The organism is Paraburkholderia sp. UCT2 (assembly GCF_014397665.1).
GTDB lineage: Bacteria > Pseudomonadota > Gammaproteobacteria > Burkholderiales > Burkholderiaceae > Paraburkholderia > Paraburkholderia tuberum.
Genome location: NZ_VZQO01000006.1, coordinates 125,618 through 150,150, shown reverse-complemented (window position 1 = coordinate 150,150; position 24,533 = coordinate 125,618). Strand labels below are relative to the sequence as shown.

The 24,533-nt window shown below is 61.4% G+C and carries 19 protein-coding genes; 5 read left to right on the top strand and 14 right to left on the bottom strand.

Annotated features, from left to right (window positions below):
• Positions 1 to 61 precede the first annotated feature (61 nt).
• The 14 genes from F6X39_RS07410 to tssK form a co-directional block, all read right to left on the bottom strand.
• Positions 62 to 457 carry a RidA family protein gene (locus F6X39_RS07410; RefSeq protein ID WP_187616138.1) on the bottom strand — a complete coding sequence of 132 codons (396 nt, stop codon included), beginning with the start codon at positions 455 to 457 and terminating at the stop codon, positions 62 to 64.
• Positions 454 to 897: an acyl-CoA thioesterase gene (locus tag F6X39_RS07405; protein ID WP_187616137.1), complete on the bottom strand. Its 444-nt coding sequence runs from the start codon at positions 895 to 897 to the stop codon at positions 454 to 456. The genes F6X39_RS07410 and F6X39_RS07405 overlap by 4 nt, the downstream gene beginning before the upstream one ends.
• A complete protein-coding gene (locus tag F6X39_RS07400) occupies positions 894 to 2,105 on the bottom strand; it encodes an acyl-CoA dehydrogenase family protein (protein WP_187616136.1) in 1,212 nt (403 codons plus the stop codon). The genes F6X39_RS07405 and F6X39_RS07400 overlap by 4 nt, the downstream gene beginning before the upstream one ends.
• Position 2,106: 1 nt before the next feature.
• The gene (locus tag F6X39_RS07395; protein WP_187616135.1) at positions 2,107 to 2,958 is read right to left on the bottom strand and encodes an enoyl-CoA hydratase family protein; all 852 of its coding nucleotides are present in this window, start codon (positions 2,956 to 2,958) and stop codon (positions 2,107 to 2,109) included.
• Positions 2,959 to 2,977: 19 nt separating this feature from the next.
• Positions 2,978 to 3,538 carry a MarR family winged helix-turn-helix transcriptional regulator gene (locus tag F6X39_RS07390; RefSeq protein ID WP_184030378.1) on the bottom strand — a complete coding sequence of 187 codons (561 nt, stop codon included), beginning with the start codon at positions 3,536 to 3,538 and terminating at the stop codon, positions 2,978 to 2,980.
• Complete coding sequence (locus F6X39_RS07385) at positions 3,535 to 4,308, bottom strand: SDR family NAD(P)-dependent oxidoreductase (RefSeq protein WP_187616134.1); 774 nt, start codon at positions 4,306 to 4,308, stop codon at positions 3,535 to 3,537. Before F6X39_RS07385 ends, F6X39_RS07390 begins: the two co-directional genes overlap by 4 nt.
• On the bottom strand, positions 4,305 to 6,689 hold the full coding sequence (locus F6X39_RS07380) for a bifunctional salicylyl-CoA 5-hydroxylase/oxidoreductase (RefSeq protein ID WP_187616133.1): 2,385 nt from the start codon (positions 6,687 to 6,689) through the stop codon (positions 4,305 to 4,307). Before F6X39_RS07380 ends, F6X39_RS07385 begins: the two co-directional genes overlap by 4 nt.
• Positions 6,690 to 7,428: 739 nt before the next feature.
• Complete coding sequence (locus F6X39_RS07375) at positions 7,429 to 7,731, bottom strand: hypothetical protein (protein WP_187616205.1); 303 nt, start codon at positions 7,729 to 7,731, stop codon at positions 7,429 to 7,431.
• Positions 7,732 to 7,738: 7 nt separating this feature from the next.
• Positions 7,739 to 8,161 (bottom strand): type VI secretion system baseplate subunit TssE, encoded by a 423-nt coding sequence (gene tssE, locus F6X39_RS07370; protein ID WP_184057939.1) that lies wholly within the window; start codon positions 8,159 to 8,161, stop codon positions 7,739 to 7,741.
• Positions 8,162 to 8,172: 11 nt separating this feature from the next.
• Positions 8,173 to 10,917 (bottom strand): type VI secretion system ATPase TssH, encoded by a 2,745-nt coding sequence (gene tssH / locus F6X39_RS07365; RefSeq protein WP_187616132.1) that lies wholly within the window; start codon positions 10,915 to 10,917, stop codon positions 8,173 to 8,175.
• Between the two features lie 141 nt (positions 10,918 to 11,058).
• Complete coding sequence (locus tag F6X39_RS07360; protein ID WP_090807873.1) at positions 11,059 to 11,544, bottom strand: Hcp family type VI secretion system effector; 486 nt, start codon at positions 11,542 to 11,544, stop codon at positions 11,059 to 11,061.
• A 98-nt stretch (positions 11,545 to 11,642) separates the two neighbouring features.
• The gene (locus F6X39_RS07355; protein WP_187616201.1) at positions 11,643 to 13,427 is read right to left on the bottom strand and encodes an OmpA family protein; all 1,785 of its coding nucleotides are present in this window, start codon (positions 13,425 to 13,427) and stop codon (positions 11,643 to 11,645) included.
• A gap of 74 nt (positions 13,428 to 13,501) precedes the next feature.
• Complete coding sequence (locus F6X39_RS07350; RefSeq protein ID WP_187616131.1) at positions 13,502 to 14,266, bottom strand: DotU family type IV/VI secretion system protein; 765 nt, start codon at positions 14,264 to 14,266, stop codon at positions 13,502 to 13,504.
• Positions 14,263 to 15,615 carry a type VI secretion system baseplate subunit TssK gene (gene tssK, locus F6X39_RS07345; protein ID WP_187616130.1) on the bottom strand — a complete coding sequence of 451 codons (1,353 nt, stop codon included), beginning with the start codon at positions 15,613 to 15,615 and terminating at the stop codon, positions 14,263 to 14,265. The genes F6X39_RS07350 and tssK overlap by 4 nt, the downstream gene beginning before the upstream one ends.
• Before the next feature lie 598 nt (positions 15,616 to 16,213).
• Here tssK and tssB point away from each other — a divergent pair.
• The 5 genes from tssB (at position 16,214) to F6X39_RS07320 (ending at position 24,519) form a co-directional block, all read left to right on the top strand.
• Positions 16,214 to 16,726, top strand: a complete 513-nt coding sequence (tssB, locus tag F6X39_RS07340) for a type VI secretion system contractile sheath small subunit (protein WP_187616129.1) — start codon at positions 16,214 to 16,216, stop codon at positions 16,724 to 16,726.
• Between the two features lie 85 nt (positions 16,727 to 16,811).
• Positions 16,812 to 18,362 (top strand): type VI secretion system contractile sheath large subunit, encoded by a 1,551-nt coding sequence (gene tssC / locus F6X39_RS07335; protein ID WP_187616128.1) that lies wholly within the window; start codon positions 16,812 to 16,814, stop codon positions 18,360 to 18,362.
• 96 nt (positions 18,363 to 18,458) lie between these two features.
• Entirely contained in the window at positions 18,459 to 20,795 is a 2,337-nt protein-coding gene (locus tag F6X39_RS07330; protein ID WP_187616127.1) for a type VI secretion system Vgr family protein, read from the top strand.
• 8 nt (positions 20,796 to 20,803) lie between these two features.
• Positions 20,804 to 23,536 (top strand): SH3 domain-containing protein, encoded by a 2,733-nt coding sequence (locus F6X39_RS07325; RefSeq protein WP_262413581.1) that lies wholly within the window; start codon positions 20,804 to 20,806, stop codon positions 23,534 to 23,536.
• 41 nt (positions 23,537 to 23,577) lie between these two features.
• Positions 23,578 to 24,519 (top strand): hypothetical protein, encoded by a 942-nt coding sequence (locus tag F6X39_RS07320; protein ID WP_187616126.1) that lies wholly within the window; start codon positions 23,578 to 23,580, stop codon positions 24,517 to 24,519.
• Positions 24,520 to 24,533: the final 14 nt, after the last annotated feature.

Sequence of the window (24,533 nt, the reverse complement as noted above, 5' to 3'; positions counted from 1 at the left end):
CGGAAAATGCGCTTCGTTCGGTGTGAAGGGCTTGCCTGTGCGTTCGGTACCTGTACGACGTTCAGTGCGGAATCACCGCGGTGGCTTCGATCTCGACCTTCGCGCGGTCTTCCATCAGCGCGACGACCTGCACCGCGCTCATCGCGATGTCGTAGTCGCCGATCAGCTCGCGAAACGCGCGGCCGATGTCCTTCAGCGATGCGAGATACTCGAGCTTGTCGGTCACGTACCACGTGAGGCGCACCAGGTGTTCGGGCTTGCCGCCCGCTTCGCGCAACACGGCGAGCAGATTCTTCAGCGCCTGCTCGGACTGCTGCGCGAAGTCATCGGACTGGAACTGCGCCTGTTCGTCCCAGCCGATCTGGCCGGCGATGAACACCTGCGTGCCGCTCGCAGCGACGCCGTTCGCATAGCCGCGCGGCTTGACCCAGCCGGCGGGAAGGAGAGCCTGTTTCATGAGCGATGCGCCTCGATGGAGGGGGCCGATGGAGCGTACGCCGCGAGCGCGCTCGCGACGTCGCCGGGAATATCGATGGATTTGCCGCTGTCGAACGATATGAACACGAGCACCTGTTTAGAGCGGAAACGCGTTTCGCCGTTGCAATGACCGTGAATCTCGATGCCGATCGAACTGCGGCCGACGGTTCGGACCTTGAGCGTGAGCAGGATCGTTTCGCCCATCTGGCTCGGCCGCGAGAACTCGCAGTCGAGCTTGACGATCGGCAGGCCGATGCGGCGCCGCGCGATCATGTGCGCGTAGTCGATGCGCAAGCCCTCGTTGAACCAATCTTCGACGAGCACGTTGGTCATCACGAGGTACTGCGGAAAGAACACGATGCCCGCGGGATCGCAGTGCGAAAAGCGGATGCGTATGGGCCGCTCGAACGAAGTGCTCATTGCGCCTTCCCGTTCGCGGCGGCATGCGCCTTCAACAGATCGCGGCCGACGATCAGCTGCTGCACCTCGGTCGCGCCTTCGTAGATGCGCAGCGCGCGGATCTCGCGGTACAGCATCTCGACCGCGCTGCCGCTTTGCACACCCATGCCGCCGTAAAGCTGCACTGCCGCGTCGATCACCTGCTGCGCGCCTTCGCTCGCGTGCCACTTCGCCATCGCGGCTTCGCGCGTGACGCTTTCGCCCTGGTCGCGCAGCCATGCGGCGCGATAGACGAGCAGCGCGCTGCTGTCGATCGTCAACGCCATCTGCGCGAGCTTCGCCTGGGTCAACTGGAAGTCGCCGAGCGTCTGGCCGAACATCTTGCGCGACGCCGCGCGCGCGAGGCCCTCGGCCATCGCATGACGGGCAAAGCCAAGCGATGCGGCCGCCACCGAGGTGCGGAAAATATCGAGCGTGCGCATGGCGATCTTGAAACCTTCGCCGGGCGCACCTAGCATCTGGCTCTTCGGCACGCGCGCGTTCGTGAAGCGCAGGCGCGCGAGCGGATGCGGCGCGATTACGTCGATGCGCTCGGCGATGTCGAGGCCCGGTGTCTGCGCATCCACGATGAACGCGCTGATGCCGCGCGCGCCCGGCGCTTCGCCGGTGCGCGCGAACACCACGTAGAAGTCCGCGATGCCGCCGTTCGAAATCCACGTCTTTTCGCCGTCGAGCACGTAGTGCTCACCCTCTTCGCGAGCCGCGAGCGCCATCGCGGCGACGTCCGAGCCCGCTTGCGGCTCCGACAGCGCGAACGCGGCGATCGCCGTGCCGCTCGCGACGCGCGGCAGATAACGCGATTTCTGCTCATGCGTGCCCGCGAGCGAGATCGCGCCCGAGCCGAGGCCTTGCATCGCGAGGGCGAAATCGGCGAGGCCCGAATAGCGCGCGAGCGTTTCGCGCAGCAGGCATACGGCGCGCGTGTCGATCGTGTCGCCGTGCCCGCCATAGGCGACGCCGCCCACGCCGTAGTTCAGCCAGCCGGCGTGACCGAGTTCGCGCACCAGCAGACGGCAGGTCGCATCGGTGTCGCCATGCTCGTCATGCGTGAGATGCGCGCGGCACCATGCGTCGATGCCTGCCGCGAGTTCGCGATGACGCGGCTCGAAAAACGGCCACGCGAGCGGGCTGTGCAAATCGATCGGGATGTTCTGATGATCGGCGCTCAACTCAGTCTCCTTCGAACACCGGACGCGTCTTCGCCGCGAACGCGTTGTATGCGCGCTCGAAATCGCGCGTGCCCATGCAGATCGCCTGCGCCTGCGCTTCGGATTCGATCGCTTCGTCGATGCTCATACTCCATTCCTGGTGCAGCATCTTCTTCGTCATGCCGTGCGCGAAGCTCGGACCGGCCGCGAGATCGGCGGCGAGCTTCTGTGTTACTTCGATGAGCGCGGCCGGGTCGCACAGGCGGTTGTAGAAGCCCCAGGCGTGAGCTTCGTCGCCGCTTGCCGAGCGGCCGGTGAACAGCAGTTCGGCGGCGCGTCCCTGGCCGATGATGCGCGGCAGCATCGCGCACGCGCCCATGTCGCAGCCGGCGAGGCCGACGCGCGCAAACAGGAACGCGAGCTTGCTGCGCGCGGTGCCGAGGCGCAGATCGGAAGCCATCGCGAGGATCGCGCCGGCGCCCGCGCAGACGCCGTCGACGGCTGCGACGATCGGCTGCGGGCAATGGCGCATTGCCTTGACGAGGTCGCCGGTCATGCGCGTGAACATCAACAACTCGGGCATCGGCAGATCGATCAGCGGCGCGATGATGTCGTGCACGTCGCCGCCCGAGCAGAAGTTTTCGCCCGCGCCGTGTAGCACGACGGCTTTCACGTCGGTCGCGTACGCGAGATCGCGGAACAGGTTGCGCAGCTCCACATACGATTCGAAGGTCAGCGGGTTCTTGCGCTCGGGACGGTTCAGCGTGATCGTCGCGACCTTGTCGCTCACCGACCAGCCGACATGCTTCGCCTCGTGGCCTGCCAGGGTCAGGCGGTTGCCGGACAACAGTGCATCGGCGTTGGATCGTGTCATGTATTCCTCCAGTGCGAAGTCAGCCTCTCAGGCTGTCGAGCAGATGCTGCTTGAGCTTGCCGAGGTCCTGATGCGTCTTCATCTTTTCGTCGAGGCTCAGGCCGCCGAACAGTTCGACGACCCATTGCTCGTGCGCGACGGCCATTTTGTCGAACGCCTTGCGGCCAGCGGGCGTCAGGCACACGCTGATCGAGCGGCGGTCGTTCGGATCGGTGTCGCGCGTGACGAGCCCTTCTTTTTCGAGCTGATCGGTGATGCCAGTGACGTTGCCGCCCGTCACCATCAAACGGCGCGATAGCTCGGTCATCTTCAGGCCATCGGGATGTCGTTCGAGCTGCGCCATCAGATCGAATCGCGGCAGCGTGGTGTCGAATTCGGTGCGCAGACGTTTGCGCAATTCGGCCTGGACGAGGTTGGTGGTGGTCAGCATGCGCAGCCACAAACGCAGGCCCATGTGGCTGTCGGCACCGGTGCTCATTTCGAGGTCCACGACGTTCTCCGCGGGTTGAGCCACGCCTTTGCGCGACAGCTTCGCATCCGATGCCGCCGCCGACTTTTTTGCCTGGGTTGATTTGCTCACATCACTTCTCCACCCGAAATGGAAATGGATTGCCCCGTGATCGCATCCGAGCCGGGGCGGCACAGCCACAACACCGCGTTCGCGACCTGCTCCGGATTCACGAAGCGGCGCTGCGGATTCGAGCGCAGCAGCGTTTCGCGCGCTTGTGCTTCGGTGCGCGAGGTCTTGCTCGTGATCTGTTCGAGCGAGGCATGCAGCAGCTCGGTTTCGGTGTAGCCGGGGCACACTGCATTGACCGTGATGCCGCGCGTCGCGGTTTCGAGCGCGAGCGAGCGCGTGAGACCGATCACGCCGTGCTTCGCGGCGCAATACGCGGCGACGTACGCATAACCGATTTGCCCCGCGGTGCTCGCGACATTGACGATGCGGCCATAGCCACGCTCGAGCATGCCGGGCAGGACGGCGCGCGTGCCGAGAAACACGCCAGTCAGATTCACGTCGACCATGCGTTGCCACAGCGCGATATCGGTGTGCGTGAACGGCGCGGCCTGCGCCTGGCCCGCGTTGTTCACGAGGATATCGGCGGCGCCCGCCTGCCCGAATGCGCGCGCCACCGAATCTTCTTGCGTGACGTCCACGCTGACACACGCGACGTCGCCGAGCGCCGCGCATTGCTCTCGCTGCGCGTCGAGGCGTTGCGCGTTGCGGCCCATCAGCGTGACGCGCGCGCCGGCGCGCAGCAGCGCCTGCGCGATGGCCGCGCCGATGCCGCTGCCGCCGCCGGTGACGACCGCGTGTTGTCCGGCGAGAGGAGTGTCTGAGGTGTTCACACGGTTCCTTCGGCGCGTTGCGCGCGTTGTTGCGCCGTGAGGCCGGCGTTGGCGATGGCCTGCGCACGCTCGCGTTCGAGGTTGCGTTCGAGCTGCATTTTCGCGGCGGTATAGGGTTTCGGCCACGCGACGTCGAGATAGCCGATCTTTGCCGCTTCGTTCAATGTCCATGACGGATTCGCGAGATGCGGACGCGCGATCGCGCACAGATCGGCGCGACCCGCCGCGATGATGCTGTTCACGTGGTCGGCTTCCGAAATCGCGCCAACCGCGATCGTCGCGATGCCGGCTTCGTTGCGCACGCGATCGGCGAACGGCGTCTGGAACATGCGGCCAAACACGGGCTTTTCTTCCTTGCTGACCTGGCCCGACGACACGTCGATCATGTCCGCGCCGGCCGCCTTGAACGCTTGCGCGATCTTCACGGCGTCGTCGGGCGTGTTGCCGCCATCGACCCAGTCGTGCGCCGAAATCCGTACCGAGATCGGCTTGTCTTGCGGCCACACCGCGCGGATCGCGCTGAATACCTGCAGCGGATAACGCAGACGGTTTTCGAGCGGACCGCCGTATGTGTCGGTACGGTGATTCGTGAGCGGCGACAGGAAGCTCGACAGGAAATAGCCATGCGCGCAGTGCAGTTCGAGCCAGTCGAAACCCGCTTCGATCGACATGCGCGTCGCCTCGACGAACTGCTGCTCGATGGCGCGCAGCTCGTCATGCGTGGCTTCGCGCGAATGCTGGCTGATGCCGCGCAGGTACTGCTGCGGCGACGCCGAAACGAGTGGCCAGTTGCCTTCGTCGAGCGGCTGATCGATGCCTTCCCACGCGACGCGCGTCGAACCTTTCGCGCCCGAGTGGCCGAGCTGGATGCCGATCTTCGCATCCGATTGCAGATGGACCAGATCGACGATGCGTTTCCACGCGACCAGATGCTCGGGCGCGTACATGCCCGGGCATCCGGGAGTGATACGCGCTTCGGGTGACACACAGGTCATCTCGGTCATCACGAGCGCGGCGCCGCCCATCGCGCGCGCGCCGAGATGCATCAGGTGATAGTCGCCGGCCACGCCGTTTACCGCCGAGTACTGCGCCATCGGCGACACCATCACGCGATTTTTCAGCTTGACGCCGCGCACCTTCAAGGGGGTGAACATCGGCGGAATCGAATGCCTGTCAGCGGCGCGCTCGACACCCGCGCGCTTCGCGAGCCAGTCCTCGAAACCGGACAGATATTGCGCATCGCGCTCGCGCAGGTTCTCGTGCGAGATGCGCTGCGAGCGCGTGAGCAACGAATACGCGAACTGTTCCGGCTCGAACGACGTATAACGATCGACGTGCTCGAACCATTCGGTCGAATTGCGCGCGGCGTTCTGGATGCGCAGCACGTCGACGCTGCGTACTTCGGTGTAGTGCTTCAATGCGGCGGCCAGATCGTCCAGGCGCGAACCCGGGTGCGCGCTGATGCTGTTCGCGAGTTCGATCGCGTCTTCGAGCGCGAGCTTGGTGCCCGAGCCGATCGAGAAGTGCGCGGTGTGCGCGGCGTCGCCCATCAGCACGATCGGCGTTCGTGTGCCGTTCGCGTTGCTGCGCCAATGCACCCATTCCTTGTTGACGACGCGCGGAAACCGGATCCATTGCGACGAGCCGCGCAGATGCGCCGCGTTCGACATCAGCGCGTTGCCGTCGAGGTACTTCGCGAACAGCTTCTCGCAGAACGCGATGCTGTCTTCCTTGCTCATTTCGTCGAGACCGGCGGCGCGCCACACGCGTTCCGGTGTTTCGACGATGAACGTCGAGGTTTGATCGTCGAAGCGGTAGGCGTGTGCCTGGAACCAGCCGAATTCGGTTTGCTCGAACGCGAACGTGAACGCCTCGAACAGCTTCTTCGTACCGAGCCACACGAAGCGGCAGTCGCGCACGTCGATGTCCGGCTGGTAGGTGTCCGCGTATTTCTGGCGCACGAGGCTGTTCAGGCCGTCGCTCGCGATGATCAGGTCCGCGTCGTACGCGCTGTCGTCCACGACCTGGGTTTCGAACACGAGCTTCACGCCGAGTTCTTCGCAGCGCGCTTGCAGGATATTCAGCAGACGTTTGCGACCGATGCCGCAAAAACCGTGGCCCGATGAGCGCACGCTGCGGCCGCGAAAATGAATCTCGATGTCGTCCCAGTGATTGAACGCGTCGAGAATCGACTCGGCGCTCGGGGCGTCGGCGGCGCGCAGATTGCCGAGCGTCAGGTCGGAGAACACGACGCCCCAGCCGAAGGTGTCGTAGGGGCGGTTGCGCTCGATTACCATGACTTCATGGCCGGGGTTGCGTTGTTTCATCAACAGACCGAAGTACAAACCGGCCGGACCGCCGCCGATACAGACTATGCGCATGCTGGTTCCCAAAAATGAACTTTGCGGTGAGATTAATTTAGGTTTTGATAGTTTAGATGTCAAGTAAATTTCGGGGGCGGGTATCGAGTCGTGTTCTTGATCCTGGAAATAAAAAGCGTCAGTGAAAAATAAAGAGTGTCACGCGTCTCTCACAATGCGGAATATCGGACTGACGTTTCAGTATGCGAAAGCAGGGGCGGGAGCCCCTTCGGGGACGCGCAAGAAAGCCTGCATCGAAGCAGGCGAGAACTAGGAGGGCTTGGGCTACGCCCGGAGAAAAGCGCATTCGACTTGCAGCGAGAGCAGACCCGGAAATGTGTAATCGGGGCGCCGAATTGCTCAAATTCTTGATCACTTCCTGTTTTCCGGCCAGAGCGGGGAGAAAAGGTTGCGATGCGCTGCACCTCAATTTCGCACGGCGTCGCCAATAACAGGACGGACACCCGAGGAGGCCATGTGCCAACCAGCGAAGTTACCCGCACACTCCGGTTGCCTGAGGTTTTGGCGAGAGGCAGCCGCTGTCTTGGCGGAACGAATCAGGGATTCGAATGGATAGCGTCAAGCAGGAGGTCCGGACGAAATCATTGTCGCCCCCAGACGTGTTTTTGCATGTCCGGATGGATGCATTCCTCGCGATGCTACCGACTCGTTATCTGGATGACCCCGATCGAGTTTGATACTGCGAGTTTGCACTAATCGAACATCGCGAGCACAAAAAAGACCCTCGGGGCTTTAGCTTCTAACCATCTTCATGGCCTTCATCGTCCCTGCAACGCCAAGTATGTTCATGACCCGCTTCAGGTTGTAGGCCAACACCTGCAGGCTCATCTCCGTACTCACTCGCCTTGCGCGCAAAAGAGGCGGGTTTTTGCATCTCTTTCGGGCAAGCAAAAGTCGTATTGAAGGGATTCCCACATACGCATTGCAAATGCACGGCACGAAGCCGGAAATAGACAGTGAAACAATAATGAAGAAATTTGCGTGGGCGGACAGGGCCATCTATAAGATGGCCCTGTCTCAGCGGATCGGGTTCTTCACTCATCGAAGGGCTACTTTGCTTCAGTCTTCCGCTCAAGTCGCATCCGTCCCGGTGGCTCGAAGTACGTGCCGAACCGCACCAGGCCGGCCTTCTTCATGTGGCACGTCATCTCGAAGCTCACGAGCACGCCGGGGTCCTGATTGTCGATGATCTCGACGTCGATTGCGCGAATCCGGGGTTCGTACTTCAAAAGCGTTGCCTCCATCTGCTGCCTGAGCAGGTGGGACGAAGCGGGCAGTGCCTTGTAGATGTTCGTGAGGTCCGGCAGGCCATAATCGGGCAGGTGCTTGAGCGCGCCCGCGCGCGTGTTGAGGATGCGCCGCACATTCTGCTGCACGCTCATGATTTCGAGCGTTCTGTCGTCGTAGGCATCGAGCGGCTCCCCGCCGATCTGGCCGAGCAGCATGTCATAAAGGGACGGGCCTGCTGGCATCGTGCGCTCTCCTAGATGCCGGCGTCGGCCGGCACACGTTCGCCCGTTTGCTCCACTGCTGGTGCGTTCGCCCCGGCTGCCGGCACATCATCGTGCTCAACAAAGTCGATCGTGAGATTCCCTTCAGACGAACCGGACAGCTGGATTTCCGCCGGCGCCGCGCCGTTCGCCATCCGCGTGAGCAGTTCGCGCGACACGGCGGGCAGGATCCGCTGGTTGAGGAACGCATCGACGTTGCGCGCACCCGATTCACGCGCGAGGCAACGCTGCGCGAGTGAATCGGTCAGGGCGTCATCGGCGGTCAATGCGACGTCGTGCTGCCTGCGCAGACGGTCGGCGATTTTCGCGAGCTTGAGCCGCACGATCGAAGCGAGCGCACCTGCGCCCAGAGGGCGATACGCCAGCGTCTGGAAGCGCGCGAGCAGCGCGGGCTGGAAGTGCGCAACGAGCTGCGGATGGATCGCCTCGAGCAGTTCGGCCTGCGAGATGGCGGGGTTCTCCGCGGTTGCCTCGTCGATCTGCGCGCTGCCGAGGTTGGAGGTCATCAGGATCACGCAGTTGCGGAAGTCGATTTCGCGGCCTTCGCCGTCGCGCATCATGCCGCGATCGAACACCTGATAAAAGATGTCGAGCACATCGCGATGAGCCTTCTCGATCTCATCGAGCAGCACGACGCTGTACGGGCGTTGCCGCACCGCTTCGGTCAGGATGCCGCCGCGGCCAAAGCCGACGTAGCCAGGCGGCGAGCCTTTCAGTTGCGACACCGTGTGTGCTTCCTGGTACTCCGACATGTTGATGGTCGTGAGCGCCGCCTCACCGCCGAATAGCACATCGGCAAGCGCAAGCGCTGTCTCGGTCTTGCCGACACCCGAGGGACCAGCCAGCAGGAACACGCCGAGCGGCGTGCGCTCGCTCTTCAGCCCCGCCTTGGCGGTGCGCAGGCTCTCCGCGAGCGCGGCCAGCGCATCGTCCTGTGCGACGACCCGCTTCGCGAGACTGTCCTCGATCGTCAGCAGGCTCCTGAGTTCGTCCTCGACAAGATCGCCGACCGGCACGCCGGTCCACTCAGCGACTACGCGTGCGATCACCTGCGCATCAACGTCCGCAAAAACCAGCGCTGTCCTGCCCTGTGCATCGGCCAGTGTCCGCTTCGCGCTCGCAAGCGCTCCGGCATCCGGTTTTGAATCTTTCGTGTCCCGCTGTACATGCAACGCCTGGACGAGCCCCAACTCATGCTCGTAGCGCGCCTGCAAAGCCATCAGTTCACTGTTCGCATCAGCAAGAGCAGCAATGAGCGCATCACGTCGCGGCGTGACGTCGTCAACGCCGGCCCGTTCGTCCGCGTCGAGCGTCGAGCGTTCAATTTCGATCGCGGCGACTGCTGCGCGGGCACGCTGCAGCTCGGACGGCGGCGATTCCAGCCCCATGCGCACGCGCGCCGCAGCCGTGTCGATCAGGTCGACCGCCTTGTCGGGCAACTGCCGGGCCGGGATATAGCGGCGCGAGAGTTTCACGGCCGCGACGAGCGCTTGGTCGCGGATATGCACGTTATGGTGTTTCGCGTAGCGGCTCGCGAGCCCCCGCAGCATCAGACACGCTGCTTCGTCATCGGGCTCGTCGACCTTGATGATCTGGAAGCGCCGCTCGAGTGCCGCGTCGCGCTCAAAATATTCCTTGTATTCCGACCAGGTGGTGGCCGCGATCGTGCGCAGTTCACCACGCGCGAGCGCGGGTTTCAGCAGGTTCGCCGCGTCGGCGCCGCCCGCGGCGTTGCCCGCGCCGATCAGCGTGTGGGCTTCGTCGATGAAGAGCAGGATTGGCAGGGGCGAAGCCTGCACCTCGTCGATCACGTTCTTCAGGCGCTGCTCGAATTCGCCCTTCACACCGGCGCCTGCCTGCAGCAGGCCCAGGTCGAGCGTCAGAATGCGTACGTCGCGGATCACATTGGGCACGCTGCCTTCAGCGACGCGTAGCGCGAGGCCTTCGACCAGCGCGGTCTTGCCAACACCCGGCTCGCCGACGAGGATCGGATTGTTCTTGCGTCGCCGCGCGAGCACGTCGACCATCTGCCGGATTTCGCGTTCGCGCCCGAACACGGGGTCAATCTCGCCGCGACGGGCCTTGTCGGTCAGGTCGATGGCGAACCGGGCAAGTGCCTCGCCGTCGGTCGAGCGCGGCGGCGTATGTTTCGTGGGCGCACTCGTGGCCGACGGCGGTTGGCTTGCGTCGACTCCGGATGCTGGCGCTGTCGTTGGCGCCGCCGGTTCTGCTTCGTCGGGCTGGTTTTCGCAGGACTGGTGGCCGAGTCGCGGGATCAGGCGCTGGATCTGCGCGCTACTGACCGACAGCAGCGGCCACGCGTTTTGCGCACGCAGCACGTGCGGCGCGTCAACAATCACCTGCAACAGATGACCGGAACGGATGGGCTGGTCAGCCTCCTGCGATGATGCCCAGTTCCAGGCATCCTGCAGCACGGTCGCCAGCTGTAGGGAAAGGGCGGGTTTGCCGCGCAGGTTGCGGGGCAGGTGATCGATCGCCGCCATTAGCGCGTCCCAGACGGCATTGATGTCGATTCCGTAGTGGCGCAAGATCGTAGGAATGTCGCCGTCGTCTGCCTCGATAAGCTTGAGTAGCCAGTGCTCGACGGTGATCTCGTCCGCGAGGCGCGTCTGGCAGAGGCTCGCAGCCGCCTCGAGCGCTCTCGCGCAGTGCGGGTTGAGCCGGCGAAGCAGGTGGGTAGAGTCGCGCAGTGTCATATCAATGCCGTATCACGGAACGGGGCAGAAACGCCGCTCTACCCGTATCAAAAAAGTGCCAGCCCACGTACGGGGCTGGCAAAAAGGAACCGGCTGCGGGGTGCAGTACCGGTTCCGGCACAACATGGCTTGTGGCCAGGATCAGGAACGCTCGTTCCAGGTATCCTTGTGGATGATGTTGCCGTCCTTGTACGACCACGTGATCGTCTCGTAGCGCAACTCGACCTCTTCGATGTGGTTGTGCTTCTCGTAGTCCGGATTCTTGATATCGAGCATCTTCGGGTTGACGGCCACGATCTTCACATTGTCGAGCCTGGTGTTGAAGTACTCTTTCTCCTTGCCCGCGTCGTCGATCTTGTACCACTTGATCTCGACCGACTTCAGCGTCTGACCGCTCGTCACCGCCTTGTACAGGTACGGCGTCGACGCATCGGTTTCCTTGGTCAGCTTGATCGGCTTGTGCACGCGCGTACCGGTCAGCTTGCCCGTGTTGCCATCGGTCGGGATGTTCACGCCATGGTCGAACGCGACGAGCTCGACGCTGCCTTCGCGACCCTGGACCGTCACCGAACCCTTGATGTCCGCACCACCGTCGTCCTTGACCCACATGTAAGCCGGAATTGCCATCTTTCACTCCCTTTTCTGGTACTACGACAATCGCCCGGAGCCAGCCCCCGAGCCTCTGAAACCCGAAGCGTTCGCTTCGAGGGCTAAAAAAAGTCCTGCTATCTGGTCGAATCCTCCAACGGGATTTCTTTCGGGGCGTCCGGCACCAGCGTGATTTCGACGCGCCGGTTCCTGGCTCGCCCCTCCTGCGTATCGTTGCTCGCGATCGGCCGCGTATCGCCGTAGCCCTGGATCGCGAACTGCGTGGCGGCAATGCCCGACACCTCGATGAGCCAGTCGCGCACCGCGCCCGCGCGTGCGACCGACAGCGTCAGGTTGCTGTCCGGACTGCCAACGTTGTCGGTATAACCGGCCACGAGAATCCGTTTGTCCGGATGCGACCTGATCATTTCAAGCGCGCCGACCATCGCGCGCGTCGAGCCGGGCTTCAGTTGCGCGCGGCCGCTGTCGAACAGCGACATGCTGTCAAGCGTGACCACCGCAGGTGGAGGCGGCGGCGGCTGGTAGGTTGCGATCGCCTGGTTGAGCGCCGGCATTAACTGCGCACCGCGGTACATGCCGAAGGAAAGTCCCAGCGGCACCCCTGTGCGTGAATAGCGGTCGAGCTGGTCGCGATCGGCCACGAGAGCCTGCAGCGCATCGCGCTTCGCGGCGTCGTGTGCAGCAGGAATCATCGAATATCTTCCGAGATCCGCGCCGATACGGGTGATCAGCGCCTGATTGTTCCTGGCGGCGCCCCAAAACGCCACCGCGATCGCGCAGGCAACCAGAGCAACGGCGTGGGCGAGAGCCGCCAGGCGCGGCGACATCCACAACCGCCGCGGCATGGCCTCGATCAACGGCTGGGGCAGCGGCCACGGCAGCGGGGACGCCGGCAGTGCAGGCGGCACGACCCGGGTCTGCATTTCGACGTCGCGCTCCCAGGGCCTGCCCGGACCGCTCGCCGGCCCGCAATCGATCCAGCCCGCGCCGAACAGTGCCCACGGCGTGGCCGGCTGCCGGCGGTCGCTTAGCACGCCGATCACGACGCGCTGGGTCCAGCCGACGATCGAAGCCAGGCTTGCGGCGCGTGCCGCCACGCTTGCCGCCACACTGCGGTCGCCTCCGGCCCGCTCAACTTCAGTTTCGGCCACCTGGACCACGGCTTCAAAACGGCTTGCGTCAGCTAGGCGCGTAGCCGATGACACGCCATACCACTGTGGCATCGCGAGTGTGGCCGGCGCATTGGTGAGCCGCTGGTAGACGGCAACAAAGCCTGGCAGGCGCACGCCGAGCATGCGCGAGGCGTCAGCGACGGACTGCCGCACGACGCGCAGATTCTGCGTCAGGACGTCTTCACCCGCGTGCAATGCCGGCGCAACCGACAGCACGACACCATCGGGTGCGCGCCCATCGCGCCACTGCTTCACGGCCACCGCAAGGCGGGGCAGATCCTGCAGCCGGTCGGCCCGTAGCCATATTGCGCCGTCGCCAACGTGTGCGAGACGTCGCTCTCCGGCAATCCGGTCGAACAGGTTCCCCAAGGCGTCGCCGGTCACGAGCACGAGCGGCATGCGGGTGCGCAGGTTGACCGGGATATTCGACGTAGCGGCGCCGAGTGCAGTCAGTACGTGTACGTTCTGTTCGCGCGCGCGTGAGAGCTGACGGGTGCGCAGCCAGATCAGTACAAGCCAGGACAGGACGATGGGGACAGTGAGCGTCCATGCGAGACCCTGTCCGGCGCCCCGTTCCACAGGGACTTCCGTTGGTCGAAGGAAGCCCTCCTGGGAGACAGGCAACACCAGCCAGATAACGGCGAGCGCGAGCGCGGCCATCAGTGTCACGATGGCGCGGAACGGGTAACCCAGGCCCTCCAGCGCGCGGCTCTGCGCCTGGCCCCGCATCTGACCCGACCCGGGGTCCAGTGTGCGGCTCGCGTCCCCGAGCGCCGGTCCGGACGGTTCGTGCAGATCGGACTTCACGGCCGCGGCGCCGTCGGTACAGTTGGTACGAGGTGCGCAATCTGCGCATCGAGCACCTGTGCCCATATCAGCCAGATCACCGCGGCCGCCACGCACGCGAGGCCGGCAATCGCCCAGGGCGAGAGGCGGTAGAACCAGTCCGAGAACCGCCTGCCGGCACGATCGGCGAAGAAAGGGCGGGCAGCGACCGGGCGCCCCCCAAGGGGACTTCCTTCGGGGCGCAGTTTTTCGAGTTGCGTACCGAGTGAGGCGATCAGCACGGAACGCTTCGCTTCGCCTTCACGCGCATAGCGGCCCATGAACCCCATCCCGAGGACCGCCGCGTAGCATTCGAGTAGGGCGACGTTCGGCGACGCTTCGCGCATCCGTTGCTCAAGCCGAATGAACACGCGCTCGCCCGCGTCGTGTTCGCCGAAGCGCTCGACCTGCAGCGGCTGTGCGTCCCAAACCGGCCTGTTCGTTGCGTTCAGGTGGCGCAACACCGCCTCATCAAGAAGGCCGCATTGGGCAACCTCTGCGTCTTCGCGGACGTCCGCCGCAAAACCGCGCTGATCGAGCGCGGTTGAGAAACCCGCCATCAGCTGCTTGCAACGTTGACGCAGGGTAGCAGGGTCTTCCGTGTGGCCACCCTCGGACAATCGTGTCACGAGCAGGGCCGTGTCGCGCAACAGGTCCCGGATACCACCGGCGGAAGTACGGTTCGCAGAGGCGAATCCACCCATCAGGGCGGTTTCGCCGCGGGCAGGAGTCAGCGTGCTCATGAGCGCAACACCGCGTAAAGTTCAAGCGACGCGTCGGGAACCGACGTCGGCAGGTAGATCTGGCAGGCGCGGGCGGCCAGCATCCGCGCGTGTGCGGGATCGCTCGCGTCGAGCGCGAAGTACTGGTTGTCCAGCCGCACCGGAATGGCGGCCGGCACACGCTGCACGGCCTTCAGTGGAATGCCGGGGAGAGCCGAATTGACGATGTGCTCGATATCGTCCGGCGCACCGATCTTGCAGAGCCTCGGGAACTGCTCGACGAGTTCGAATGCAGGCGACGCGGCGTGGACCGACAGGTACCAGTCGGCGGAACTCGCTACGATGCGCTCGTCGAGGAACTGGCCCGCCCACGTCGTCGGATTCCTGTGCGTGAGCCCAATCGACACCACACGCGACGGAATGATCGCGTCGAGCAGATCACGGATCTGCGTCTCGAGCCTGGCGAATACTTCATCGGCACGTACGTGGTCATACGCCGGAATGTCGCCGAGCTGCGAGCCGGTCGAGAACGTCATGAGGACGCTCGCGAGCTGGGCAAGCGTCGAGTACAGCCGCTCCGGAGGCTGGCCCGGATGCGTCGAGAAGAACCGCAGTTGCGGCCAGACCGTATGGATGCAGTGGAGCAACCAGAACAGCTGCACGTCGGCCACGCCGTATTCGGCAACCTGCTCGATCCGTTCGCTTCTACGCGAACCCAGCGCCGTGCTCTTCGCCTGCAGGATGTCGGCAAGACGATTGATCCGTTCGACGTGCAGCGCATGACTGCCAAGCGTCAGGCACGGTGGCACGTATTGGTGGTCGACCTGAAATTGCCCGCTCGTGGTACGCGTCAACCGGGCAATCGCACACACCGTGTCGTCGGCATGCGACTCGAAGTCGAACAGCAGTCGCACCGCATGGCGTTCGGCGGCAATCTCGGCCTCGCCGGTACCGTTGAGGTCGATGACCTTGACGAACTCCCGGTATGAGCGCCGCGGCCGCGCCAGCGTCGCTTCGTCGAACCGGCAGTTGCTGCCCGTGGCATTGAACAGCGGCAGGGCGGCCAGCACGACCACGCTCTGCACATCGGCTGGCAGTCCCTGCGTCAGATCACGTGCAGGCGGCAACGCATCGGTCACCGTGGAGTCGATCAGTGTGCCGTCCGGAAAACGCAGCTTCAGTCGGGTGAGCTTCAGACGCCCAGCTGCAAGCACTTCCTCGTCGATATCGATGCCCTGCGTGCCCCACGGCTCGGCGACGCAGGCGGCAGCGATCTGGTTCAACGTGAAGTCGACGTTTCGGCCCAGCTGCTGGAAGTGCTGTTGGGTCAGGATCAGCCCTTCGTGAAAGAGCGGTTTATCGATCCGCATGGGTGTGGTTGTGCCGTTATCTTGGATTATGGTGAGTGGCGATTCTATACGCGTGACTTGTGATCCGTATACAGTTGCGAATAGTTAAGCATGCGAACTACATCAAATAGAGGATGATTATTTTTGAGATATTATCCGTACCAGAATAGGCAATATTCTCGATGCATGGTTAGCGCGATGTTGCCATCGTACCGCCTTCATCATTGAAAGATTGTCAGAGAATGTCATGCCCTTGTGAGCCCATGCCAGCAACGGTTTCGTGAAAATTGTCACGCATTCGCATACCTCGTTTATCAAATTATTCATATTGACGAGTCTGAATGCGCATTGAATTGATGATAATTAACAATTATTCGCGATGTCTTTACAATCCGTATCGATTTCACTACGCCGACATACTTTGACTCGGCGCGGGTAAACCTGTTTAATGGCGCGTGGCAATAATGATCGCATGAATGGAGGCCGCGCTATGGGGTACCACAAGGAGTCCTTCGCGAGCGAAACACGCATATGCGTGTGCGCCCGATCGAAAGAGGTCACCGCATCGCACCGGGCGAGTTCTGCGGGGATCCTGAACGTCGTTCAATAGGGAATACAAATGGACAGCTTCCAGCGCGAAATTCCGAAAAGTCGGGTTTCGATCACGTTAGATTTGCATACGGGCGGTGCCCAGAAGAAGGTCGAGCTGCCGTTGAAGCTGCTCGTCGCCGGTGACTTCAGCGCGGGCAAGGAACAGGCGCCGCTCGCCGAGCGCAAGAAAACGGACATCAACAAGAATAATTTTGATTCTGTTCTCGCTGACTACGCGCCGGACCTCAAGGTCGCTGCGGAAAACACCCTGGCTGGCGACGGCTCGGAACTGCCGGTGAACCTCTCGTTTCGCTCGCTGAAAGACTTCGAGCCGGAACAGGTGGCACGTCAGATCCCGGAGATGCAGGCGCTGCTGGCGGTGCGCAATCTGCTGCGTGACCTGAAATCGAATCTGCTCGATAACGGCACGTTCCGCCGTGAGTTCGAGAAGATTCTCAAGGATAAGCCGCTCTCTGACAAGCTGCGCGGCGAACTCGCACAGATCGCGACGGCGGCCACCCAGCCTGGAGGCCATGCCTGAACGGCGTCGGCCCAAGATGGCCTTCACCGCGTTCCATAACCGGACAGATATGCAGGTAGCGATAGTATCGCAGACAGGACACGAAATGAATCCCACTGAATCGCAGCAAGGCGGCACGACCGAGACCGTCGTGCTGGACGCCCCCCAGGGGGGCAATGACAGCGTCTATGCGTCGCTGTGCAGCAAGATCAACCTGAAGCCCGTCGCCGAGGCACGGCCGCTGGTCGCCTTCCGCGACAGCGACATGCTGTCCGAGGCCTCAGCCGACGAGCGTATCGCGCGCGGCATGGGTGCGTTTCTCGATCTGATCAGCAAGGGCAGCAAGCCGGTCGACCGGCTCGACAAGTCGCTGCTCGATTTCCATATCGGCCAGATCGACCGCCAGATCAGCCGGCAGCTTGACGCAGTGATGCATACACCGGAATTCCAGGCGCTCGAAGGCCGCTGGCGTGGCCTCAAGATGCTCGTGAGCCGGACGGACTTCCGTCGGAACGCGCGCGTCGAAGTGCTCGACGTGTCGAAGGAAGCGCTGCAGCGTGATTTCGAGGATACGCCCGAGATCATCCAGAGCGGCCTGTACCGTCTGACCTATATCGAGGAATACGATACGCCGGGTGGTCAGCCGATCAGCGCGATGATCAGCGACTACGAGTTCACCAACTCGCCGCAGGACGTGGCGCTGCTGCGTAACGTTTCCAAGGTGGCCGCAGCCGCGCACATGCCGTTCGTCGGCTCAGTCGGCGCCGCGTTCTTCGGCAAGCAGTCGATGGAAGAAGTGGCCGCGATCCAGGATATCGGCAACTACTTTGATCGCGCCGAGTACATCAAGTGGAAGAGCTTCCGTGACACCGATGACGCCCGCTACGTGGGCCTGACAATGCCGCGTGTGCTCGGTCGCCTGCCGTACGGCAAGGATACGACGCCGGTGCGTTCGTTCAACTATGAGGAAGCGGTCAAGGGTCCGGACCACGACAAATACCTGTGGGTCAACGCGTCGTTCGCCTTCGCGGCCAACATGACGCGCAGCTTTGTCAACAACGGCTGGTGCGTGCAGATCCGCGGCCCGCAGGCGGGCGGCAAGGTCGAGGACCTGCCGGTTCACCTGTACGACCTGGGCACCGGCGCGCAGCCGAAAATTCCGACCGAAGTGCTGATTCCCGAAACCCGCGAATTCGAGTTCGCCAACCTCGGCTTTATTCCGCTCTCGTTCTACAAGAACCACGACTTCGCGTGCTTCTTCTCGGCCAGCTCGGCCCAGAAACCGGCGCTGTACGAGACTAGGGAGGCGACCGCGAACAGCCGCATCAATGCGCGCCTGCCTTACATCTTCCTGCTCTCGCGCATTGCGCACTACCTGAAGCTGATCCAGCGCGAGAACATCGGCACGACCAAGGACCGGCGTCTGCTCGAACTTGAGCTGAACAGCTGGATCAAGGGCCTCGTGACCGAGATGAAGGATCCGGGTGACGAGTTGCAGTCGTCGCATCCGCTGCGTGAGGCGAAGGTCACGGTCGAGGACATCGAGGACAACCCGGGCTTCTTCCGCATCAAACTCTTCATCATTCCGCACTTCCAGGTGGAAGGCATGGACATCGGCCTGTCGCTGGTATCGCAGATGCCGAAAGCCAAGAGCTGATCCGCATTACCTGATGTAACCCCCGCCGGGGCGCTGAAACATGCGCCCCGGCGCTGTCCTTTGCGATGTGACGCGTGTTCAAGGGGTCTTTCGAAAATGTCGATGGTTTTGCCTTCCCAGGCCTATGAATTGAAACTGGCGCCGCACCCGGCGCCGTTCTCGATCCTGAAGTTCAGCGGGCGCGACGCGCTCAGCGAGCTTTACCGGTACGAGATCGAATTCACGAGCCCGATGGCCGGAATTCCGATGGATCAGGTGCTGGGGCGCCCGGCGAAGTTCATCATCGATCCGATCGACCCGAACATGGACTATCTGCGCAAGATGTTCGGCGAGAACGCTGGGCAGTTCAGCAAGATGCCGCCTGCACACACAGTCCACGGCATTATCACGAAGTTCGATGAACTCGGGACTTCGGCTGACGAGACGCGCTACAAGGTCGTGATGGAGCCGAAGCTCGCTGATCTGAATCGCGGCGTCACGAGCCGGCTGTTCCAGAAGCAGTCGGTCGAAGAAATCATTACCGATACGCTGCGCCACTATGGCTTCCGCGCGGGCGTCGATTTCGAGTTCAAGCTGCGTGCGAAATACAAGCGGCACGAGTACATCACACAGTGCGAGGAAACGACGTTCGCCTTCATCCAGCGGATCTGCGCGGAGGGAGGCATCTGGTTCCGCTTCGAGCAGAAGCGCGATCACGCCGTGATTGTCTTCGGCGACGATCTGGACGCGTATGCCCGCAATCAGCGCGTTGTGCCGTTCCGGCTACACTCGGGACTCGAAAGCGTCGGCGTAGATGCGATCAAGACACTTGAGCGATATACGCAGCGTGTCCCGGAAGCTGTCCGCCTGCACGACTATAACCACCGGCAGGCCGACGTGTCGCTGCTCGTCGAGGAAAACGCCGCACGCGGCGACAAGACGACCAACGCGGTTGACTATCGCTGGGGCGAACATTACGAGACGCCTGAAGAAGGCCGGCGCATCGCACGGCTGCGGCATGAAGCCTATCTCGCAACACAGATCACCTACAAGGCAACGGGCAACGCATTCGCCATCGAGGCTGGCGAGGTCGTACGGCTCGACCAGAACCCGGTCGATGCGCCGCATGGGCTGTTTATCACGTCGGTGGAATCCAGCGGTGGCCGCAGCCAGTCCTACACCAATACGCTCACGGCGATCTCGGCCGACCGGGTGTGGCGCACGTCGCTCGATACGATCAGGAGACCGGTGATCGACGGTATCCTGCCGGCGCGTATTACCTCGCCGGGCGGATACAAATACGCGTACCTGACCGAGCAGGGCTGGTACGTGATCAAGCTGCCGTTTGATCTCGACGAGTGGAGCCCGGGTGGCACCAGCCGGCCGGTGCGCCTCGCGAAGCCATACAGCGGCGACAATTACGGCCACCATTTTCCGCTGATCGATGGGGCGGAGGTAGCCATCATCCATACGGCGGGGGATCCAAATCGGCCCGTCATCATTGGTTCGATGCACGACAGTCTGCATCCCGACCTCGTCAATAACCTCAACAACACCCGGAACATCGTTCGTACCGCAGGCGGTACGGAGTGGCGAATCGAGGACAAGGAAGGTGTCGAGCACAGCCACCTGACGACGCCGTACCAGACCAGTGAGCTGAACCTTGGCCACATGGTCGACGCCGATAGCAAGGAACGCGGGCAGGGCGCGGAATTGCGGACAGATGGACATCTTTCGGCGCGGGCGGCGAAGGGAATTTTGCTCAGCGCCGAGGCGCAGCCGGGTGCTTCGGGCGAGCAGCTCGCGATGCCCAACGCGGATAGCACGCTTCAGCAGGCCGAGGAAATCCTGCGCTCCCTCAATGATTCTGCTAGCGCCGCGCAGGCATGGCTCGCAGAAGTCGATCAGCAACGTACGCTCGTCGAGCAGAAGCTCGCCAAACTCCAGAAGCCGGTAATTGTCGTAAGCGCACCTGAAGGCATCGGTGTTGCGAGTGGTCAGCACATGCAGCTGGCCGCCGCCAAGCAGATGTTCGTCACAGCCGGCGAAGGGCTCGATATTGGTGTGCTCAAGCGCATCACGGCAGCCGCCGGCGAGGCGATTTCGCTGTTTGCCGCGAAGCTTGGAATCCGGATTTTTGCGGCCAAAGGCAAGGTGCAGATTCAGGCCCAGGGCGATGCGATGGAATTGATGGCGCTTACCAACATTGCAGTCAGTTCGTCAACAGGCGAAGTGATCATTACCGGTTCGAAGGGCATCACCTTGGGTGATGGAGCGGGTGCATATCTGAAGATCGCGAACGGAAAGATCGAAATAGTGAGTCCGAGCGAAGTACAGGTCAAGGGTGGTCTGGATGTCGACGGCCCGGCGAAGGGCGATTTCACCTTTCCCAACTGGTCTGGCAGTCCCCTGAAAGATGTCAAGGGAAACATGAATTTCGGGTTTTCTGAATAAGCACAATCATGGCAAATACGACTCCGCAGAATCCGCCCAGCACTCCCGTGAAGCAGCTTCCTTTTGCCTTTCCGTTTCGCAAGAAAGGACAGGGCACTGGCGCGGCGTCGGCTGACTTCACCGATGAGCATGAGTTTCACAAACTGCTGAGCCAGGAGCCATCAGGCGCCTATTCGGTCAGCGGCAAGGGCATGTGGCACGGTGGAATCCATGTGACCGAGGCTGGCGCTGGTGCTTCGCTGGATCTGAAAAGCGGGGTGCGCTGCATAGCCGACGGCGAAGTGGTCGCGTGGCGCGTCAACCGAACCTACCCGGTAAGCGAAATCCCGGCGCAGAATGGCAATCCCGCGATCAGCGCGCCGTATAGCACAGCTTTCGCGCTGGTGCGTCATTCGATGGAGTTTCCGAAAGACCAGAAACTGACCTTTTACAGCCTGTACGCCCATCTGCAGGATTTCGCGGACTACGACAGCGACCCGTCCCTTCCCAGGCCAAAGTACTGGACGACGCAGTTTGAGGTAACCACTTGCGCACAGGACCGCCCCACCGCAGGAGCGGGCGGCCAGTCAGCACCGGCTGACCACGAGGGGCTGCGGGTTCGGGTATCGAAGCCGCGCGGCACCGTGCTCGGCATCCTTCCGCAGGGGGCGCAGGTGAGCATTGGAAAGCGCGAGGGCGGCTGGGGGCAGATCAAGGATGCGAGTGGTGTAACGCCGTATCCTCCGGTCGCGGGTGGTTTCGTGCAGCCCTCGTTGGTGAACGGATGGATCTTTCTCGGCAAGGAAAACGGTGGTCCCGTCGTGAAGGAGGTGAAGCCGGAGTCTTCGCTGGATCAGGTGGTCGTACTATCCGATCCTGCTGAAATGGTCCAGATCAAGGCAGGAGAACTGATCGGCCATCTTGGGCGCTACGATTCATTGTCCCAGCAGACATCGGGCAACCGCATGGTTCACATCGAAGTTTTCTGCGACGGCAGCGTCAAGTCGTTTATCGACAAGGGGCGTGACTGGATCAAAGATAACGGCGCACATCTCAGCGCGTGGCAACAATTGAAACTGCCCGGCGACCCGACGATCCTGCGGATCGACAGTCAGACCACGTTGTACGGGCTGCCCAACCAGGAAGGGGCTGATGCCAGGCAGACCGGTGTGATCGGGGTTTTTCCGCTCGCGGCGCTTGCAAAGGCGGACGCGGACCATCAGTTCATGGAGACTGCAGTAGTGCCCGGCAGCGACGGTGAAAAGCGGCACTGGTGGAAGGTGGACAGCGCGGATGTTCGCCACCAGCCAATCGACGGGTGGGTGCGCGAACAGAGCTTTGCGGGCGGCAGGGTAACGAAGGAGTTTGCGCAGAAGTGGGTGGACTTTCAGCCTCTGGACGACGAACATGATCCCACGCATACGATGTTCGCGACCACGCAAGGGTTCGTCGACTATTCAGTCGGTGCGGATGTGCCGAACCCGGGTTCGCTGGACAAGCTCAGCCCGCTCATGACGTCGATTTACCAGGCGTTGCATCTGGCTGGCGACCAGACACAAGCGGCCGATGACCTGCGCAACGCGGTGAACGACCCGTGGAATGCGCTGCGTATGTCGAGGCTGATCATTCAGCACGAGAGCGAGTGGGCTAATCCCGACAAATGGAAGCAGTTGATTGCCGCGATCGAGGCGCACACGGGGCCTCGGGCCGAGCACGCCGAGGAACAGAAACGGATCGAAAAGCTGGTCTGGTGGGATGAGGTCAAGGCCAGCTTGACTGGCTTCCCCGCGTCGAACGTCTTTCATATTCATCCGATCGGATTGGTGGGCAATTTCATGCGCAGGAAGTCCGTCTGTGAGTGCGGTTGCTGTCTACAGAGTGTTTTCAAGGTGACTCGTTACGGTCATGCTCCGCACACGCATTACGGCCCGGTGTTCTGGGGGGAGATCTCCTTGGAGAAATCAAAAGAATTGATAGCAATGCGAGCGAATGGCTCAGTTTCGGAAAGTGAATTCCGCATAGTTACGGCGATGTCAACGAATGAAGGAAAAATTGACGCGGTTCAATCTTACGATAGCGAAATAGTAACTGCAGGAGCGATGCAGAAAACCATAAACCCAGTAGGTAATGGCGAATTTCCGACACAGGTTGCGGAGTTTAAGGCCGAGAATGAGGCGGACTATCAAGAGTTGTTTGAGAAATGTGGGTGGACTGTTGAAGGAACCGGAAATTCGGCGCAGATGTTCTATGCCCATCCTGAGCTTACACACGGGATTAAAAAAACAGGCGCTGATCTAAAAATCCTGTTGAGACAAGGATGTACCGTGGAAAATTTCGGGCAAACTGTAAAAAGTGTGCCGTTGGCCGTTATTGCTCATGCGATTACTTCGCAACCGTATGAAAAAAAACAAGTGATGGATTTTATCTCGCGATTGCGGGAGATGGTTTTGCCGGCCAAACCACGCGGCTATCAATACACTATTGCAGATTATTTCCAAACCGATCTCGGTCGAGCCACCGCATTGGACCAGAGTGTCAACCGCCCGGGATATGTCGCGCGAGACATCGGGAAATCGCTGGACGTTTTACTATCGAGGCATCCAGGGTTATCTCGAAACCCAAACGAATGGGGCGTGAATCGTGCTCAATACGAACGAGAGACAATCGAGCATTACGGAAATAGTCGAGAAATGTCTTTGGACAACAATGGAACAAGTTCGAACCATAGACGATACAACAATTTGCTGAGTAACTTGGCTTAAAGGGGGCTGATATGTGGTGCCGCACAAGAGTAATTTTAACAGTGTTCTCACTGGCCATATGGATTTCTGCCAATGCCAGTACTGACGTATCAACAGTTGATTTTGCAGCAGGCACCTCTGTAGTTTTTTCGCAACCTCTGAAAGGTGCCGAAGAGAAGAATTTTGGTTCAGGCTGGAAGCGAGCGGATTTCATCGCGGCGTCCGGGACTCGGATAACCCTTTTGGGGCTGGAATATCCCACTTCAGGCGGCGGGGTAATTTTCGAAAGCGATTATCCTCCGCAGATTTCACCCTCAGGCAAATATGCCATTTTGGATGTTTTACGGGCCGGCATCGTGAATCCGGGACCTAGCGGGAAAGCCGAAGTATCTAGCCGGCAATATTGCCCGGTACTGAATACTGCATCTGGATGCATAGTTAGTATGCAGACAGGCGAACTGTGCGGTGGAGAGTGGTCCAGCAACGTCGATCAATGGGCCGTGACAGGATATAAGTATGACTCCAATTCGGCTATGTTTAAGTACCAGTTTAATAGTGCGAACGAACTATGGAACCAATATGAACAATCGTCAAAAAAAAATGAAGCTACGAAATTAGAGGAATTCCTTGTGAGTAACTTAGGCATTGCGAACATGATGGCTTGCGAGCCACCATCGGCTAATAATCGCAGCGCCTATCTATCGATTTCCCGCCAATTGAGAATGGATGGAGATGCGATTGAAGCCACATTGATCGATAAAGCACTGGGCGCTCCGACGCGTGACGATCCTTTCACCAGCGTCGTAAAGGTTGTTGTGGATAAGGCGCGGCTGTATGACAATCCAGATTTATCAAGTAAAGCAAAGATGTACGTGATAAAGAATGACTCCGTTCGGCTAATCCGTAGGCAGGGCGAATGGATTTTGATCGAATACGTTCAATCGAATGGGAATGCATTGGAAAGGTGGATCGCCTGCGCCGACGTAGGGCTTTGCACCAAATAGATGGCGAGGGAAAC